This is a genomic window from Roseovarius albus (genome assembly GCF_900172335.1).
GTDB lineage: Bacteria > Pseudomonadota > Alphaproteobacteria > Rhodobacterales > Rhodobacteraceae > Roseovarius > Roseovarius albus.
Map to the genome: position 1 here is coordinate 118,636 of NZ_FWFX01000010.1, position 17,941 is coordinate 136,576.

Below are 17,941 nucleotides of genomic sequence, written 5' to 3' on the forward strand. Positions count from 1 at the left end.
CAATGTCCGGTTTTCTAGCACCACTTCAATTTCTTTGAGTTTAGGTCGCGTCCGGTTGTTACCTAAGAAATGCGGACCACCAATCGATCCGCAAAGATCTTACGTTTTTGCAGCCTCCCAGCTTGGCCCGGCGAACGCGAAAGGGCCTTTCGTTTCAATACCGGTTTTAAAATTCTGTGCAGGGTGGCCCGGTTCATGTGCAGACCGAAGCATTCGTGCAGGCCGTGTCCGAAATGCACATACTCGTGGGCCCCGCGATAAGGATCAAACTCTTTCGGATTGCCTATACGGCGCGGGTCCATCATGGCCGAGGCAAAACCCACGTATATGGTTGCACCCTTCGGCACTTTGCACTGACGAGACGTCCCCCGGGCAATCTCGGTGTCTCGGAGGACTATTCTGGGCAACACAGGAGCGAGCGGATCAAACCGGGCCGCTTCCATGACGATTGCACCCAACCGATCATCATCGTCCGCCTCTGCCGCTTTGCGGGCAGCATCCAAAGCCTTCGGTCGACGCAAAAGTTGCTCCATAGCCTGGGGCACCACCATCGGCACCTGGGGCGGACCGCCAACCAACATGCACAACAGATTTGTACGGATGAAATCATCGGTGAAAATCGCTTCTCCGTCGGATTGCGCCTTGAGGCAGCGCCCGAGAACGTCGCCCTTTGTGACACCATTGGATTTCCGTTTAACTATCTCATCTGTAATGTGGGCGCGCAATGCAGGGGCTATGGCGTCGACTTCTGCGCGAAGCTCTTTGTCCTTTGGAGAACCTGCGAATTGGTATTCAAAGAGTCTGGTGGACCAGACATCGATGTTTTCTGTCGGCACCTGTGGGATGCCGATGTAGTCCATATAAAGGTCAAAGGTCACTTTGCGAACCAGTTGGTCAACAATCTCCAACTCCGCACCACTTTCATCGACAATCTTTTCGGCGCGCTCTTCGGCCATATCCCCGAGCCAAATCAGATCCTCAGTACGAAAAACCGATAACATCGCCCGTTTAGCCGCCTGATAGGCTGCCCCTTGCTGCAAACCAAGAAAGAAGTCCTCTCCACCCGTGAGGACATGAATATTTTCAATGTAAGGAGTGTCGAATTCTTCATCTCGTGAAAACACTTCGCGCACGTCATCATAGCGCGAAACGATGACGACATTGCGTAGTTTTAGGATCGGCTTAAAGCGACGCAACGCCGCAAAGCCCGCAGGTGCCGCCGCCATCATTGCATTGGCGAGCCAGGTTCCGATTGCCCCGCTTTCGCGAAGCGGGTTTTTGCTTTCGAGGCCATTCATAAGCTAGCAAGGTATTTGAGCCCCGAGATACTGGGCAGAAAGAAATATTCGCCACCGACCATCTGCACGAAAGTCTGAACAGGCACCCGTCGGCGTAAAGGGTCTTCAGGGATGGTCATTTGACCGTCAGGGCCGACCAAAGGATCCGTTTCTTCAAAGAGCACCGAGAAGTCGGAATTCAAAAGCCAGGTCTGTTGCGTAAATTCGAACTGACGCGCGATGTCGGTGTTCAAGCACATGAACAAAAGACCGCGCTCTTTGCCGTCATCCACAGATGTATTCATAAGCGTGCTTCCGTATTTGCGTGCTCGACGCAGAATCCGGTGATTGTTAGCCGCATCAAGCAGCGTCTGTTTCATCTCTGGCTTGGGCGCAAGACTGTCTCGTGGGTTGGCACGTCGCACATGGCTTCCAAGGGGGCAACCAAAGCCGTGCCTGTCATCGTCAAAGAAAAAGAAATCGTTATTGATTTCACTGTTTGGCCCATTTGGAATTCGTCCGTCAGGACGGAGCATACGTCCATCGACACCGCGCCCGACGACCTTTTCAGCAACCCACATAGGCGTAATGTGTTCCGCCATTGGATCTTGTTTTTTCAAAACCTCCGCAGCGGCTTCCATACCCTTCCAAAAGCCGGCAACATTCTGATGCAATTGACGGACCACAAGGTATGAGCCGTTCAGACCCAGATCGCGGAACCCACGCGCTTCATGATGGGGGCGGAGTGGATTTTCGCCATCCTCTTTTCTCTCTTCAACCACCGGCCCCGGAGCCACCTCCTGATGACCGTTCTTATGTCCCATTAATACTTCACCCAGTCGCACTCCATGCACCGGGTCACCTGTAAACGACTCCTCTCCGTTCAGGCTGACAGCACCGCCTTCATCATAGGGAATTGGTTGGGAAATGCCGTCGGCGAACCCGAAGTGCTCGCGGCTGAAGCCTTCGTCTGCGACAGTATCAAGAACCAGCGGAAGCGTGTGAACGACCGATACCTGATTGGCATTTAGGTTGCTCTCCAAATTTGACCTGCGCACTAGGACTTCTTCTTCGGTCTGGGCGTAGAGCAGCAACATTGCGTGCACGGTCTTTTCCGTTGGATTTACGAAAGTATCCTCTGTGGCCTGAGAGGAAACATCATAGGCACCCATTGGTGTTTTTTGCTGTGGTGCATCGATGTTTCCGCTCCAAATTGGCCCACCGTCGATTACAGTATCGAGCCACTTTCCCTTGCGCTTATCCCCCAAACGACGCAGGCGGTCCTGTTGCATCATGCCTTCGCGAAAGGGCGCAGAGAATGAAGCAAGTGCAGCATCGGGCAGTCCCATTTTTTCAAGACCCGTCCAGGTAAAAGCCAGCGAGATCGCCTGTGGCACAACCGGCCCGGAGGTCTGGCTCGCTGTGGTTGCCGGAAAGTCCTCTGAAATGGCACGAAGCCACTCGGCACCGTTTGTGTGAGATAGCTCAAGAAAAAGAGCGACACCGTATTCTAACCGCCCGAAGCCAGACGCGACGATCCCTTGCGTGTCGTCCGCTATATCGTTTTGAAGTTTCCAAGTCGCTACCATCAAAGATCCCTCACCCATTTGATTGCATCTTCTGCGTTCAGGTTGTCTTCGCGCAAGCCCTTAGCCAGACGGTAATTCCGTTCAATTTGATCTACCGATAGATCGGGATAAGCACTGATCCAAAAGCGCGAGACAGACCGAGAGGCCAGCGCCCAGTTTTTGAACAAACGTCCGCGACTTGCACCGTCATAAATAAGGAATCGTGTAGGTGGAAAACCGACTCCGCAGCCCCAGGCAAGTGTCAGGCCCACATGGGCTTTTTCAATGAAGTCATCCAGGTAGCTGCCCCAGCTTTGGTCATAGTTGCTAAAGAACAATAAGCGGCTGTGGTTGTTCAAAAAGGCCCAATGGGCAAAGTGTACTGTCCGCATACTGCCCAGATACCCATCGCGCGCAGTAACACGAAGCAACAATCCAAGGCCTCTGTGCCCAAATCGAACGATCAACGTGCGTAACACGCCGGGGCGTATATGCACGATTGAGCCCATATGGTTTTGGGAGACCCAGTCTTCGCGTTTGGCCATCTCGGCCACTTCTTTTGGCTCGATCTGCGCGGCATGTTGCGAGCTGTCATGAAGCTCCAAACGGCGCAACCAATAGATCATCCCTGGGAGGACGACAAGCAAACCGATGAATCCCATAAACAGTACGTAAGCCAGTTCGACGTACCAGGATGTTTCTGTCGAATAGCCGAAAAGGCGTAGCAGTCGGTCGATTAGCCAGAAGATCGCGAGAAAAATTGGGTAAGAGAAAATTACCGCTGGGATTTGTTGTGTCAGCGCCTGGAGCAACTTGAAGTTGGTCGTCACCTCGTCGTCTTGCAAAGGTTTATGCAATTTATAAATTGCAAAACTCAGGACCGCGAAGAGCACGGCAACACCGATCAAGTAATAGAACGTTCCAAATAACGTAAAAGCAATAATCCCCGGTAAAGACAATATCGCCATGACAACTGCCGCATACCCCGCCAATCTTAGCTTATCGGCAGTCCTTTCTTTCTTGCTTACGCGCGGTTCCGCGTCTTCGTTCAGCCATGGAAAGTCGCCCTTCAAGGTCAGACGCAGGGCTTTGCGCAATGCTTCCGGATCCAAACCAAAATAAGGATTGTTCTCCGCACGATCTAATTCAGAACGAACGGCGCGAAATAACTCGGCTTCCTTTTCGATTCGCGTACGTCTCAGTCCCCTATTCCCATGGTGAAACACGCTTGGCGGCTCAGCCATAGCTTCAAGGTATTTGGCAACTGCCGCTTTACTACCGGGCTGTGTCACCTCCTGATAGAGAATATGGTTTCCATCCAACGGCCTTTTGCAGCAGCGCACCATGTCCCGCAAATCTTCTCCGACAAAGCTGTCCAAGGCCGCCCAAAGTGGGCCCGGCGCGCCATCGCAATTAATTTCCAGAATGAAAATCGGATCATAGGAGGGATCCCGAAAAATACTTATCGACATGAAATGGAGGGTTGGTATCCCATCAATCAGCCTGCCAAAGTTATTTTCAGACTCCCCTATATTAACGTCTTCTTTATCCCGAAATTGTTCCACAAGCGCCTCCAGTCTTGGCGCGCTTTCCGGTTTGACATCGAGTGGAACAGAAAGAGTGGTCTGGAGCATTCACCTGGCCCTTAATCAATTCATCCCAAAACTTCGAAGAGGAGATCCGTCAAAATACATGCGACACTAGCACCCTGAAATAATCGGCACTATCTCTCCCGCAGCGTGAACGTCCTACCATCGCTGGCACGCAACGTACGCTTCTATCACTAGCATTCACTAGGAAGGCATCAACCGTCAAGAGAATATTCAGAGGAGTTTCCAGATCGGCATAGCAGTCGTGTTTGAGATTGTGGAGCCTATTAATCAATCCAAATGGATAGCGCAGTGATTTCTCACAAGTGCCATCGCTTTGCCCCACAGATCATCACGAAAACGTCTTGGATATATGTAAAATTATGCTTCACTTAAGGAGAGCTAAGAATGTTACATAACGCGAATTTTGAATGGACCAACCCGTTAAGAGCGATCAGCAAGTACAATGAATCCTCACTTACCGCGACTTCGGATTTCACCCAATATAACGGCGCAACCTAGGTCAACTCAACGCCCGATTGCCGCAATAATGACGTCATGCCCTGACCGGTTCAGCAATGCCGACCCTTAAAATGGGTAGAGGCACGGGTATGACCGTGCCTCATCCTGACTCGCTCTGCCAGTCGAAGGTCAGAAGTTCCACGCTTTGACACGCAGATACCACAAGCGATCACAAACCGGATTGAGTCTCGATTCCCTGATACCACAAAAACGCGTATTTGGCCACTCTTGCTCAGAATACTTCGATATCAGATGCTAAGGCGTATGGGCGGGCGCAATTGCGTGTTGCGTTGTCCCGCAAGCGCCAAATACCAACACCTCCGACCGGGTCAATTGTCGGCACCACTGCGAAGCCATGATAAAAACTGCGCGCCGTATTTTCGGTGATGGTGAGGCGCGCACCACGGTAGCCATGTTGGTACAATCCAAAATGCGGCTGCGGGCGATCATCGTCAAACGGCAAGCTTGGCCCAGAGAGCTCATTTTCGCCCACCGAAACGCTTTCCACGTGACCCAAATAAATACCATGGGCGTCGGTTGTTTCGGACAAAGGCCGCACCCCGATGACATTCCCGGTGATCCGCGCGCGGCGCACGATGTTTGGCGGCTCTCTTCCGATCCAGGAAGCAGGAACGGGATCCGCATCGGAACTGGCTGCGATGCGGATCCCATCGATTGCACCTTCAATCCGGTTACCGGTGACCTGTGCCTCTTCAACTGACGCGCCAGCGATGGTGATCCCCTGCGCGATGTATGAGCGATCTGTTAAACCTAAATCTACCAGCCGGAATTGCCGTGGGCCAATCCTTGCCCGTCCATTGGTGTCACGAATGGCAGTATTGACTAGATTGATCAGATGCTCGCGGAGTTCGCGTTCTGACGAAATGCGTGACGCCCGGTTTTGCTGAAGAGAGGGCAGCAAACGTCGCGCCAGAGTGTTATCAGTCTGGGCGATAACTGTAGCATTGCGACCTCCCACACTAATCGTGGTTTGCTCACGTGGGGCCGACAGGGCAGACAGCGGGATGGCTCGTCCACGCCCTCCGCGGACATCAAGCAGATTTATCGTCCTGTTCTGTCCAGAGCGAGCAGAGAAACTGATTAAGGACTTTCGAAGTCGTGCCACGAGCACTGGATCGTTTGTAATGCGTCGCCGCACGATCGGACCAAAAATGGGGACCGGTAGGATCAGATTGTCTTGTACGATGGCGCGTTGCGCGCCAATGATTTGAACCCCGGTCTGACTTTGGCCAACATGCATAATGCAATCGCGCACCAAAATCCGTGCACTGCGTGAGGTGTTGCGTGTCGACAAACAGGCCGCTTGACGATCCAGCCCTGCCCGACATCGCAACCGCAATCGTTCAAAATTGGAATGACCGCAGTTCAACACCGTAATCGCCCCTAGACGGTTTTGTGTTACCAGGTCCCCGGAATGTCCGGTCGGCCCGCCGTTCACCGACATGTCGGTCACCTGAACTGAAGCACAGTTTTTAAAAGCAAATGCGGCTTCACCATTGGCCACGCTGACAATCGTCTGAGGGCCAGTGCCCACAACAGTCACATGACCCAATCGACCAAAAACTAGTGTTCGCGGCAACTGAAACTGACCGGCGCGCAGGCAAATGCGAACCGACTGACCTTGCGATAGTCCGCCTACAGCGGTGATAAGCTCAGCTGCTGAGGAGACAACAATCGTGCATAGGCCTGACGAAGTGCGTTGACACAACAGGTCAATTGCCTCTTGCACCGTAGCCGCCCCCATCTGGCAGATACTGTCATCATAACCGACATCTTCGGCCTGCAAGCAGGTCAGATGCGGAAATTCTGCCCGCAGATCGGTGATGTCGGTCAGGGCATCGTTTTCAAGCGTGCCGAGGGCCAGCGCTGCCCGACGATGCCCCCACCCCATTGGCGGAACTGGTTCGGCTGGGTCATCCATCGGATATTGTGGCCAGACAATATTGCCTGTCGCAGCGCGCGCTTCAAAGACCCAATAATCTCCCTCGCGATAGCTTCCGTTGGTAAAACTGATCTCGATTCCGCGTTCCAACTCGGTTGGCGTCGTGGGCAAGGTCAATCCCAACGCTGAATTTCCGCCGTGGTCCCAACGACGCACCAACGGATGTTCCATCTGATTGAAGTCGGCGATTGCAGGGGCAAAAGTCACGGTTCCCCCCGCCACCGTGATCCGGTGCAGACTGCCCGATCTCATGTTGTACGTGTCCGCTTCATCGAACACTTCAACCCAATTGTCGGTTTTAAAGGAAAGCGCCTCGTCTTCGCGATCTCCTTGCAGGATGAAATCACCGTCGCTGTTGCGGGCCAGCGCCGCCAGAACAGACCCGTTTTCACGCGACCAGACGTAGCGCGCCTGTGCACGCGAACCGCCACGAATGATCTTGACATGATAAAGCTGATTTTCCTGCGACAGATAGCCAGCTTCTGGTGGAATCTCACAATCGCTGGTTGGGGGAAGAACACCTGCTGGCAAGGTTCGTGCCGACAGCTGGCCGGTTGATGCGCCCCACCCTGGCAGATTCGGCGGAGTGCCGCAGGCAACCGAGTCAATCAGATCATCGCGTTCTGTGGCTGTCAGCTGAACCGTTTCAACCCCGACGCGCCATCCAGCACGAATTCTGGTTGCGGTGTCGATTCCAGCCAGCGCTGGATCGGCCATCCGGTTGTCTTCCAATGCGGTCACATGCTGATGGTTGGCCTCCAAAAACACCACGACCTCGGTACCATCGCCACCGACATTCGACAAAGGTGGAACCGCCACCACATCCCCCTGATCATCGTAGGAGGTGGCAGCATCATTTTCGACCAGTGCCCCATCCAGATAATAGCGCCCTGCCCCGATAGCGAAGCCACCGGATCCTTCGGTGATTGCAAAACCACCCTCACCTTTTGGCGTGCCAGTTGGGCCGATTACATCGGCAAGCGCGGTCTCAGAACGACTTAGGCCGAGCATGACCTGCTCATTCCAGTCCGAATCCGTTTGTGGTCGCCCTTGCTGCATCAGCACACCTTTGTACATTTGGTGCGCCGCATTCAGGGCCGTCCAGCGGGAAAAATCGCCATTCATCGGTATGCCCTCCTTCTGAAATTCATTGTCTCGTTATGTTTCGCTAAAAGCCCCGGCGGCATGGCCGAAACGCAGGAAATCATCTATGGATCTTCGGATGTTATCAGCCCGGACACTCCAGGCTGCGCGGTTATATGCCCCCACCTGATCACCGTTTTCTGCCCCGCGCAGAAGCGCTGGATGCGTACAGGGACTTAGCGCCATGTAGGCTGGGTCCGCATACCGGGTGCTTTCAAAAACCGGAGACGGCTCGCGCATGCAGCGATATAGCCGGGGCACAAGTGCACTGGGTGGCACATAAGAAAACCGGATGCAGCCGATCTGGCGGAAAGTTGCCTCAACCTCAGGGGCCGTCTGGCCCACAAACAACGTATCTGATGTTGCAAGCCGTTCATCTGCACCTGTCGCTACACCAAAGCCTTCAGGTCGGACACGTGCACCATCGGCAAAAGCCGAGGTCTGGACGCGCCCCAATATGGTGCACCGATCAAAGCTGGCAGTAACTCGTTCAGAACCGGCCACCGGGGCAAAGGCAATCGTGTTTGTATCGCCTGCATCCAAGATGCATTCGCCAAACCGAATATCTGTGTCTTCCGCAACCTCTACCGGTCCAGTGATTGTACGATCTATTCGCACTGCAGCGCCGACCATTAGACTATTCAATGACAAGGCACCGGGAGAAACGGGCTCTCCCGACGTTCTCAGTGCTAGCCCGGGTACCATCGTACAATCTCTTAGGGTAAAGGCAGCGCCCGTGCCGGTGACAGAGATCCCACGCCGGTTAAGTCGAAGACCATTCAATTCCACACTGGCATCATCACCCAAATCAAATCGCAGGCCAGCATTGCCAATCCGAATGGTGGGGAAGGCCCCGTTTCGCGCCACGATGCGCAAGGTTTCACCTGTGGGCACCGAAATTGTCCCGTTTGCGCGATAGTGGCTTGAACGGCTGAGCGTGAAATCTCCGCGCCCTCCTGCACCGTTCACGGCGGCAACTATCTCGGTTGAAGGTGTAATGTTCGTTGGCGCATTCAATATTGGTAACGAGGCAATCCGATCATGCTCTCCCCCGCCCAATTCAAGCGGCTGCGCAAAATGGCAAGAGACAACAACAGATCCGCTTAGATTTGGGTCGACGACCAATCGCCCAAGCTCAGGGTCGACCAGCGTCAGGCCGGGAATACCTCCCGTGCGAGTCCAATCTGGTTCCGGCACCCCCGGCGTCGCCCGACTGCCAAGGTTGGCTGCGCAAATGGTGTTAGGATCCAATTCCGAGTTGCCGACCCAAATCCGGATGGATCGGCCGTCGCCGACGTATGCACTTGGATCTTCGGCCATGATCGAACGTAAAATTGGTGACGGGTGGCGCAGATTAGTGGTCGGATCCGGGCGAGTGAAAAGCTGCGCGTCGTATTGCAACGGGTGAAAGCGAAAATCGCGCCGCCCAGTGACAGGACGCAATCGATGGCGGGTGATAGATACTGAACGCAGGCGCCACAGATACAGGCCTATATTGCCAAGATTCCAGCGCCCTCCGTGAGTGTCGATGCGCCGTACCTCGACATTACGTGCTGTTCTCTCAAACGCGGTTCCCAGACGCGCGAGCTCAGGTCTTGAGCGCATATTTATGGTTAGCCCCATATCCAGATGCGGGAGGCGCAACGTCTGGGCATGTGCCAATAGTTTCCAGAATTCAACGGCATGGACGGGCCAGCCAGAGCTGTCTGCAGCAGCCTGCTCCAGTGCTGACAATGTTCCCTTGCGGGCGCGTAGCTCCAATGCGTTGGCGACGCGGGCACGCATGTCTATGCCTTCGGGTATATCGGCAAGCCCTCGAACCCCGAGCAATTCGCCGAGATAGGGGATCACCCAAGGCGCGCAAGTCTCGATGAACGCATTGGCATAGTGATCTTCCAACCCCTCATCTGCGATCTGTGCTTCGCGCGCAATGAGAGAAGCAAGCGTACGTAAGGGGCCGAAATCTTCGATGTCGCGGGCATCCCCAAACGGGCGTTGTTGTCGACCCGCTTCAGCATCTGCGAGACGCAAGAAAGCGGGTAACAACTCAAATAGACGATCTGTACTCAGATGGGTCATGACGTGTGCTCCAACCTGGTCGCGGCAATGTCGATTGTCAGAAGCTCAGCCGGATCCGGGATCACCCCATCAAGTGAAGGTTGCGGCCGAGCCGAGCCCAAACGCTGATGCAGGAACTCGGCCTGCCCGGTGCGATAAAGTGCATCCAGATCAACCCCATCGACCCCATCAACGGACTGCAGAACCGATATCACTTGAGCGCGGCTGACATTTTGCCCCAGAGCTCGCGCTTCAAATCCAAAGCCACTTGCAAGTGCTGCATAGGCCGCTTCCAATACGTCATCCGCATTGTGGCGCTCGTTGACGAAAAGCCCTGCTTTCACGGTAAAAGTGACTGGTTGGTAATTGCGCACTGTCACGCGAACATCTGCCTCCCCTGCAGCAGCCAGTGCATCGCGCAGGTTAGCCATGTCTTCGCCGTCATCCGGCAACAAGGCCCCTTGCTGCCCGGCTACGGTTACAAAGATCGGTCGGGCGAAGCCATCAAATGTCCAATCCGCCCGCGCTTTCGCAACTGCGGCAAACCCTCGGGCAAAGTCTTCGTAATCTCGCAATGAGACAACGCGCCCCAATGTCAAAACTTTTAGCGGAGCATTGGTGCGAGCATCTTCCAACTCTTCTGCATCGGCTGCCCCTGAGGGGGCCAACGGATTCCAGACGGATTTGAGGCCTGCGGGTTTGGTTGCCAACAGCGACAATTGTCCGGCCTCAAGCATCCCATCAAGGCCTGCACCTTTGCGATAAGACGCGTGGATATTATCCTGTCCAGTTGGTACGCGAAGACCATTAATACCATCGCCAAAGATGATTGATGCGACGCCACTTTCGGAAATACGCAGCAAGTAGTGTCGATCTTCGCTGCCGCTGTTGCGAAAGTCATCAACCAGATCCCACAACACGCCATTCACACGGACTTCAAGCGCGGGGGCCATGCCGGTTTCGGACTTGGCGGCAACATGCGTCAAAGGTATGGATTTCAGGGCAAATGTCGCAAATGCGCGCGTGGCATCACCATCGCCAAGGATTTCCTGAACCGTTTCACCATGGGTTGCCTCGGCAACGTTGGCGCTCAGACTGACCGTGTTGCGCAGATAGGTAAATGACGGCTGCCGTGTAAAAGTCAGAACTGAAACACCATTTTGCAGCGTATTGTCCTGCAACGTCAGGATTTCTGAAACCATGACACCGGTCAGATCAGCGCGCTCGCCAGTTAGGGCAATCCTCTTGCCGGCAACCAGTTCCGGTTCTGCCGTACTGAGCACTACCTGATCTGCTCCAATTCCATCCACCGTCGTACCGACATCGCCTTCGATCGGCAAGGCCGCAAGATCCAGCATTTCAGGCGCCGCATAAATCGAAGTGCGCCGGATCGAAAAGCTTGATGCAGCATGGGTGCCATTAGGACCGGTCAAGGTGGCGTTGATTTCGATCCGGGTGACCTTGGCAGACATACCGTAAGCTTCGACAGAGATCGGCTCAACGGAATGCACTGGCGAGATGCCTTCATGGGTCGCGTCCCGCACCAGAACATGCGTGCCAGCAACAATATCCGTATATTCTCGATCCAGGTACACAAACACATGCCCTTCTGGGGGCTCGCTATCCAAAACAGCAGCTTGTGTGCTGGTTATTGCACCCGGTGGTGGAACGTTTCCAGTTCCCGTTGGGGCAATTAACACCGCCAATGGCGCAGGTTGTGTCACGGAAGTATTTCCAAAACATCCTGCCCGCACTTTCATCAAGGCAGGCACGATGGGGGCAAAGGCAGACGTCAGATCAATCTTGCTGATCGCGGCCGTCAATACAGCATAAGAGGTTTGAGTGTACTGCGTTGCCGTCGACAGCGCCGATGTTGACCAGCCACCCGATCCAAGGGCCCAAGATAGTGTATCCGTTGTCATTGCGATACCTGAAACCCAACTCAAAACAGGAGCCATCAATATAAATTCAATCGGCGCAGGAGCGGTTGGATTGGCTGAAAGTTCGATCAGCCGATCACCACCCTTCTTCGGATCAATCTTTACGATATTGCGTAAAAAACCATCGCGCTCAGCCTCGGTAAAGGCTTGCGGGACACCATCACGCAAGAACATGACGGGATCGCCCAGCTTGACGGCCTCCGCCGAAGCCGCCAAGCGTAGGCTAGTCGTATTCGCATCCAGCAACTGATCAGAAAACAAACGCGGTTTCAGGGCATTCCAACGATGAAACGCCAACAGTGGCTCAATCGTTTCGAATAGCTGTGGCAGCTCTCCATCTCGCGGGATGGATCTGACTTGGAGCCCGGTGTCATATTCCAGCGGTGCGTCGGGCGCCTCTTTGTCTTCGGCAACAAAAGCCATGAAGGAGGCGGCAGCCTTGGCAGGGGCCAATTGGTACCCGATTAACCGTGCGTGATCCCGGATACTGCGACGCTCGGTTGCTGTGGCCAGATAGGCCTCATTCGCTGTGCGTTCGCCGTAGAATGTCAATGTATCCAGAACGGCGGCCCAGGCATCAAGCAGGCCAAGCGTGATGTCGCCATTTTCACGAGCGCCCAAATCGGCAAGACCCAGTCGATTGGCATCAGCAAGTCCGCGCTGCATTGATCTGTAGAACGCGGAATGCGTCCCAATCCGGGCAGAGATTTCGCGCAGACCCGGACGGTTATCGATCTCAACCGGAGTAGGTTTTCGTTGTGAGCTGGTCATCTTCCACCCTCCGCTAATATGACAAGTTTGCCTTGATCGGGATGATTGGGATTATTTGCCAAGACCGGAATTTCTCGGGGGCCAAACGTCAGAACCCCATCGCCTATTGCGCTGGATGTGCTTGAGGCCGCGCGCCGAAATTCCAAAACCTGTACATCGCGCACACCCTGAATGCCCATTGCCTGCCGATAGATGTGAGATAGATAGATACGCGATGAAAACGTGACATTATCTGGGTGGAAAAAGGCCAGTTGCCCGTCGCGCATATAGCCCGTGGAAAATGCCTCTTCCAAAGCCTCTGCAATGTCCTCGGCAAAATGATTCATGTCGACGCAGGCCTTAAGCTCAACATTCAAGGGCACATAGATCGGCGCATCGATGGTCAGATCATGCCCCATCATCCGAAATGGTTCCAAATAGGTCAGCAGCGTGGTCTTAAAGCCATCGTCCACCTCAAGGCTGCCGAGCCTGTCCACCGATAAAAAAATCGCCGACCACCCCCCCAACCATCGTTTGCGAGCATGGGCGCGCTGCACATCCGGATGCGCATTCAAAAGTGCTTCGTAATCGGAAAGAGTGACGGCACGTTTTTGCTTCAGAAAGCTGACGGGTGCACGTTGACGTGCCTCATCAATCGTCTCACGCCGCGCTCCTCCGAGAGCTGGCAAAGGGTTGCTGACACGCTCAACATTCGCCAATGCCAGAGGAGAGGCCGCGACATGAGCTAGAGCATTCGCACCAATGTTGCCAATAGGACCGACACCAACCCGGTAGTGTGCGGAGAACGCATCCTCGGCCCGTGGTGTTTGGCCGTGCGACGAAGGTACGTCCCCATGCCCACGGCCAAAACGCAATGTAGTTGTCCCATCTATAGCCACCTCAGGTACGAAGACTAATGCTGTCGGGCCCTCAGCTAGCAAATCCCGGCGCGGCAACCAGCTGTCAGGTTCATGTGTTGATGTCAGGTGGAGCGCTGCGGTGGTTTTTGCCGGGTTAACCTGCAACACCTGCGCCGCTGACACTAATGGCTCGCCCATTTCAAACGAGCCTGCGGAAAAGGTTAGGTTTTTGTGCAGCAACGTTGGCGCAAAGGGACGTTGACGATCAAGCGCACTCAAGGCTTTGGGCGGTCCGGGCAAGGCTGGGTCGGGGACTTCTGGATCGGTGCGATGAGGCGCTGTTCCTAGCTCCTCGGGTACAGGCAGAGTAAATCCATGATCGGCCACTACGATGTTCCCAAGCGCATGAGCTAACTCCTGGCCAGCAGGTCGTTGACCGACACACAATGTAAATTTCAGCGCATCTTCTGGCCCCCAACTGATCCGATGTACCCGCAATGGAGCCCCCGAGATAACTTCCAGCGGATCCTCCATCGTTTCAGGATCTGCGTTTAACCGCACGGCTTGACGGTGGTCTGGATCGGCATCTTCTGAACGTCCGGTTGCAGGGTCACGTTCCTCGACAAGAACCAAAATATCGCCTGCAGCCAATGCCAGGTTTTGATCGGGGTCGCGGACCCAGGCTTCGGTGGCACCTTGTGCCAGAATGGCATCAGGGTCCCCCCAGTGGTGAAGCGCGATCCGGTTGTGGGCCTGACGCAAAATCATGTCATGCGCAGGTTCAAATATCTGAGCGCCTTGTGTATGGGCCTCTGCCAATCGATCCTGTGTTACAACCTCGGCCCCAAGACGCGGCGTGCGCGTGACAAAAGCCAGATCTTCCCTTGCCAAAGGTACATTGGCAGCAGAAACTTCGACATTTGCCAATACCCGGGCTGAGGCGCCATTATGCATCTGATAGCCCACCAGCCGCGCATGACGCGCTGCTGATTGGCGCAATCGGGCAGTTTCAAGCGTGTATTCCGTAGTGATCTTATCCAGCTTGTAAGATAGCTCGTCCCCCAAGGCTGCCATCCATTCGACCAACGTCATTTCCAACGATGCCGGATGGCGTTCAGTCATATCTGGTGTGTTGACCGCAAGTCGATCCAACATCATCGAGCGGTAACTCTCAAAGTCGCGGGCAAGATAATCCAGTCGCGGTTCTGGCTCCGGCGCCCCCGGGCCATCTGCATCTGCCTCGCAATCCAGATCAGTGTCGCAATGGACACGAAAGCGAAAATTGATTCCACGAAGGATCGGATCAAAATCCGGCAACGCTGGATCAATGGTCAAGGTGTAGCGCGAGAAGTCGCCCTCTTGCGTGAAGGTCAAATCAAGATCATCGCCGTTCATTGCTACGGCTTCGACTGCGATGCCTCTGATCCGGTCGCCCCCACTGACAATGAAATCCGAGGGGCCGAGTGCTGTAGCAGGGACGCCACCCGGCCCGGGCGTGTCTTTGACAAACCGAAGGGTCGCGACGGCCCCATTAATTTCGATGCCAGCGATCCCATTTACTGACGCAGTCGAAGCGGCCAGCGCCTCGCGGCGTTCATCTAGAAATGTCCGCGTGCGTTGTGTCATGTCAGCCCACCCCTCTCACAAAGGTTTCGATCTGACGGTCCTCCTCACCAACAAGCGCATAAGTCACATTGATCTCCAGAACTCCCTCGTCGCGTGTAATTGTCAGATCTTCGAGCACCAACACATCTGAGAGGTATCGCTGTACAGCGGTTCGGATCAGAAAATCCGCCGCTGTTTCCAGTGCCTCAGAATTTCCATCAAACAGCATGTCAGGCACACCCGAGCCGAACTCGGGCCGCATCACTCGTTCCCCGGGCACGGTGAAGAGCACGGCCTGCAACAGGTTACGCACACGTATTGCTTTGTCTTCCGTATTGCCGGTTCGCCCGGATCCGTCAGGGCCAAAGGGATATGTCAAATAGGGCATTGGATGTCCTTCCCTACTGCCCGCTCACGCGGGTTTGTTGCATGACAGTCATCGGTGTGCCCTGCGTGCCCAAAGGCCCAAGGGTGACCCCCTGCGAGGTTGACATAAGGGCCGATTGCCCCTCGATCCGAACTCGCGTTGCGGGCGTGGTCCACTGCACCTGCGTGCAGGGCTTCGGTCCACTTTCCGGTGTGGAAAACGGACAACCAGAAATCATGTAAGTGTGTGACAAGGTCGTTGCGGGCTGCCCCCCCAATGTGACCCGGGTCGAGGCCACCGTTGGTGTGGCCTGACCCCCATGTGTGCACAACACTTGCGCCCCCTGATGCAGCAGGAAAGACATCAGACCACCTCCAGTGCGCCGGAATTCACACTAACTTGTGGGCCGGTAAGCTCGACTTTCGCGCCCGCGGTTCCTTCCAAAGTGATGCCCTGCGCGGTGATCGTGATCTTGTTGCCCGCTGCGGTTTCGATCACAACCGGTGCCGCCGGATTCAGTTCATCCACAGTCATTGTAGCCACTGGTGTTTTGATCATTTTGGTAAAGGGGGCCTGCGCAGGACATTCACCCTGCCCCCAGAAACACCCTGACCAGATCGGCATATCGATGGCACCGCCTTCGAATTCGACCCAAATGTTCGCGCCAATCGGCGGGATCATATAAAACCCCTGATCCGGCCCGGCATAGGGCACCGATGGCATGGCCCAGTTCAACGTATTGGTGCCGTATATTGATGGCACCTGAACCTGCAGACGCCCCATCTGGTTCGGGTCGATATTGTTGACAACCGTACCGCGATATTTGCCATAGGCGCGCGTCTGTGAGCTTAAGTCATTCATGGTAAAATGATCGGCGTCGTAGTGCCGACCCCTTCTCTGTTCAGGGTGAAAGATTGGGTCCACGTCCCGCGTGAAATCTTCTGGATCACGCTTTGCACGTAGTAAAACCCGTCGTGATCGAACCCAGCGCCGCGCAGACCAACAAGACCACGTGGTGTCAGGATGGCCCCATATTGCGCAGTATCAAGATCGCCTGTCACCGTAACGGTATCCAGCGATGCGTCCGATTGCGCCTGCGCCTCGCCCATGGCCTGCGCCGCAGTTGGCGCACCATTGGTGCGAAATAGATTACGACGGCTGGTTGTACCATTGGCCAATGCTGGTCGCGCAGCCAACGGTGGGCGCAGTGGAATGACTGATTGCACCGGGATGGTTTGCCCGGTCTGACGGTCCTGCACCTGACCCGAGACGCTGCCTGCTTCGGATTCCGCATTTTCGATATTGAGACCCGACACATTGGTTTCCGGTCCCATATCTGTAGTGATTGCAGCTTGCGGTGCGCCAAGACGCGGTTTGGGCCCCCAATATGCTGTTGAGGTCAGCGGCAAGGGCCCGGGAATGAGAGTAAATATCGCATCATGCGCCTCGGCCAGTTCAGTCAGATAGGCAAAATCCGTAGCGCGCTGCATTGGAACGCGGTCCAATGGATTGGGTCGTTCGGCGGTCATTGGGGGAATGACTGTCGGGATCACCCCATATTGGGTGTACTTCAGCAAAATCAGCGCAGCAATCTCACCCGGTCCTTGTGCCGGATGCTGGGCCTCTACCTCTTCACGATCCATGACAAAGCTCATGTCCTTGCCGCGCACTGCCAGCTTTGCCGTTGTCTCGCCTTCGGCTGGGGTAAATTCCGCCTGTTCAATGATGCCGTCCATCAACACATTGGGGCGGATCCCGATGGTGGCGGTGATCACGACACGCGACCCGGCCTGCAGTCCTGGCTCTGCCATGATCGGAAAGGCCCCAGCGATGGTACCAGAACGTCCAGCTTCAAACACAAGTTCAAATCCTGACCGTTCGCTATCCGATGCTGCAATCTCGGCCGAGGCGAAATGTTCCATCACCAGAGCACTGGCGGGGCGGGGAACACCCTGCCCGATCAAAAGAGTCATATGTGCGCCAAGCAACTGGTCAAGCATGGGATCACTCCGGGTCTATCAGTGTCAGGTTCAATCGTCGCCCGGTCATCGCGGTCAGGCTGGGCAACTCATTTGGGGTTGGATTGGCATCACCAACACGCCAAAACTGGTCGGCGGCACCGATGCTACGATGCGCCACAAGGTCCAGTCTGTCCCCGGGCTGAACCTTGACCTGTGCGATCGGCACTTTACCTTGCGGAATGATGCGTCGCGCGACATAGGCAACCTCTCGCCCTGCTGCATCGGTTAAAGACTTGATTGGCAAATTGTGGTATCGGCTGAATTTGTTGAACATATTG

General features: G+C 55.0%; 12 protein-coding genes. All 12 read right to left on the reverse strand.

Annotation, left to right across the window (positions count from 1 at the left end; all coding sequences use genetic code 11):
- Positions 1-62: 62 nt before the first annotated feature.
- Positions 63-1,298 carry a cytochrome P450 gene (locus tag ROA7450_RS15110; protein ID WP_085806719.1) on the reverse strand — a complete coding sequence of 412 codons (1,236 nt, stop codon included), beginning with the start codon at positions 1,296-1,298 and terminating at the stop codon, positions 63-65.
- Positions 1,295-2,866 carry a Dyp-type peroxidase gene (locus ROA7450_RS15115; RefSeq protein WP_159454063.1) on the reverse strand — a complete coding sequence of 524 codons (1,572 nt, stop codon included), beginning with the start codon at positions 2,864-2,866 and terminating at the stop codon, positions 1,295-1,297. The genes ROA7450_RS15110 and ROA7450_RS15115 overlap by 4 nt, the downstream gene beginning before the upstream one ends.
- A complete protein-coding gene (locus ROA7450_RS15120; RefSeq protein WP_085806721.1) occupies positions 2,866-4,479 on the reverse strand; it encodes a hypothetical protein in 1,614 nt (537 codons plus the stop codon). Before ROA7450_RS15120 ends, ROA7450_RS15115 begins: the two co-directional genes overlap by 1 nt.
- Before the next feature lie 709 nt (positions 4,480-5,188).
- Positions 5,189-8,044 carry a DUF6519 domain-containing protein gene (locus ROA7450_RS15125; RefSeq protein ID WP_085806722.1) on the reverse strand — a complete coding sequence of 952 codons (2,856 nt, stop codon included), beginning with the start codon at positions 8,042-8,044 and terminating at the stop codon, positions 5,189-5,191.
- A gap of 33 nt (positions 8,045-8,077) precedes the next feature.
- The gene (locus ROA7450_RS15130) at positions 8,078-10,141 is read right to left on the reverse strand and encodes a phage tail protein (RefSeq protein WP_085806724.1); all 2,064 of its coding nucleotides are present in this window, start codon (positions 10,139-10,141) and stop codon (positions 8,078-8,080) included.
- Entirely contained in the window at positions 10,138-12,831 is a 2,694-nt protein-coding gene (locus ROA7450_RS15135; RefSeq protein ID WP_085806726.1) for a putative baseplate assembly protein, read from the reverse strand. The genes ROA7450_RS15130 and ROA7450_RS15135 overlap by 4 nt, the downstream gene beginning before the upstream one ends.
- Positions 12,828-15,296, reverse strand: coding sequence for a baseplate J/gp47 family protein (locus ROA7450_RS15140; protein WP_085806728.1), 2,469 nt, complete (start codon positions 15,294-15,296; stop codon positions 12,828-12,830). The genes ROA7450_RS15135 and ROA7450_RS15140 overlap by 4 nt, the downstream gene beginning before the upstream one ends.
- Position 15,297: 1 nt before the next feature.
- A complete protein-coding gene (locus ROA7450_RS15145; protein ID WP_085806730.1) occupies positions 15,298-15,663 on the reverse strand; it encodes a GPW/gp25 family protein in 366 nt (121 codons plus the stop codon).
- Positions 15,664-15,676: 13 nt separating this feature from the next.
- The gene (locus tag ROA7450_RS15150; RefSeq protein WP_085806732.1) at positions 15,677-16,006 is read right to left on the reverse strand and encodes a hypothetical protein; all 330 of its coding nucleotides are present in this window, start codon (positions 16,004-16,006) and stop codon (positions 15,677-15,679) included.
- Positions 16,006-16,503: a phage baseplate assembly protein V gene (locus tag ROA7450_RS15155; RefSeq protein ID WP_085806733.1), complete on the reverse strand. Its 498-nt coding sequence runs from the start codon at positions 16,501-16,503 to the stop codon at positions 16,006-16,008. The genes ROA7450_RS15150 and ROA7450_RS15155 overlap by 1 nt, the downstream gene beginning before the upstream one ends.
- Complete coding sequence (locus tag ROA7450_RS15160; RefSeq protein ID WP_085806734.1) at positions 16,500-17,642, reverse strand: hypothetical protein; 1,143 nt, start codon at positions 17,640-17,642, stop codon at positions 16,500-16,502. The genes ROA7450_RS15155 and ROA7450_RS15160 overlap by 4 nt, the downstream gene beginning before the upstream one ends.
- Positions 17,643-17,646: 4 nt before the next feature.
- Entirely contained in the window at positions 17,647-17,937 is a 291-nt protein-coding gene (locus tag ROA7450_RS15165) for a hypothetical protein (protein ID WP_085806735.1), read from the reverse strand.
- Positions 17,938-17,941: the final 4 nt, after the last annotated feature.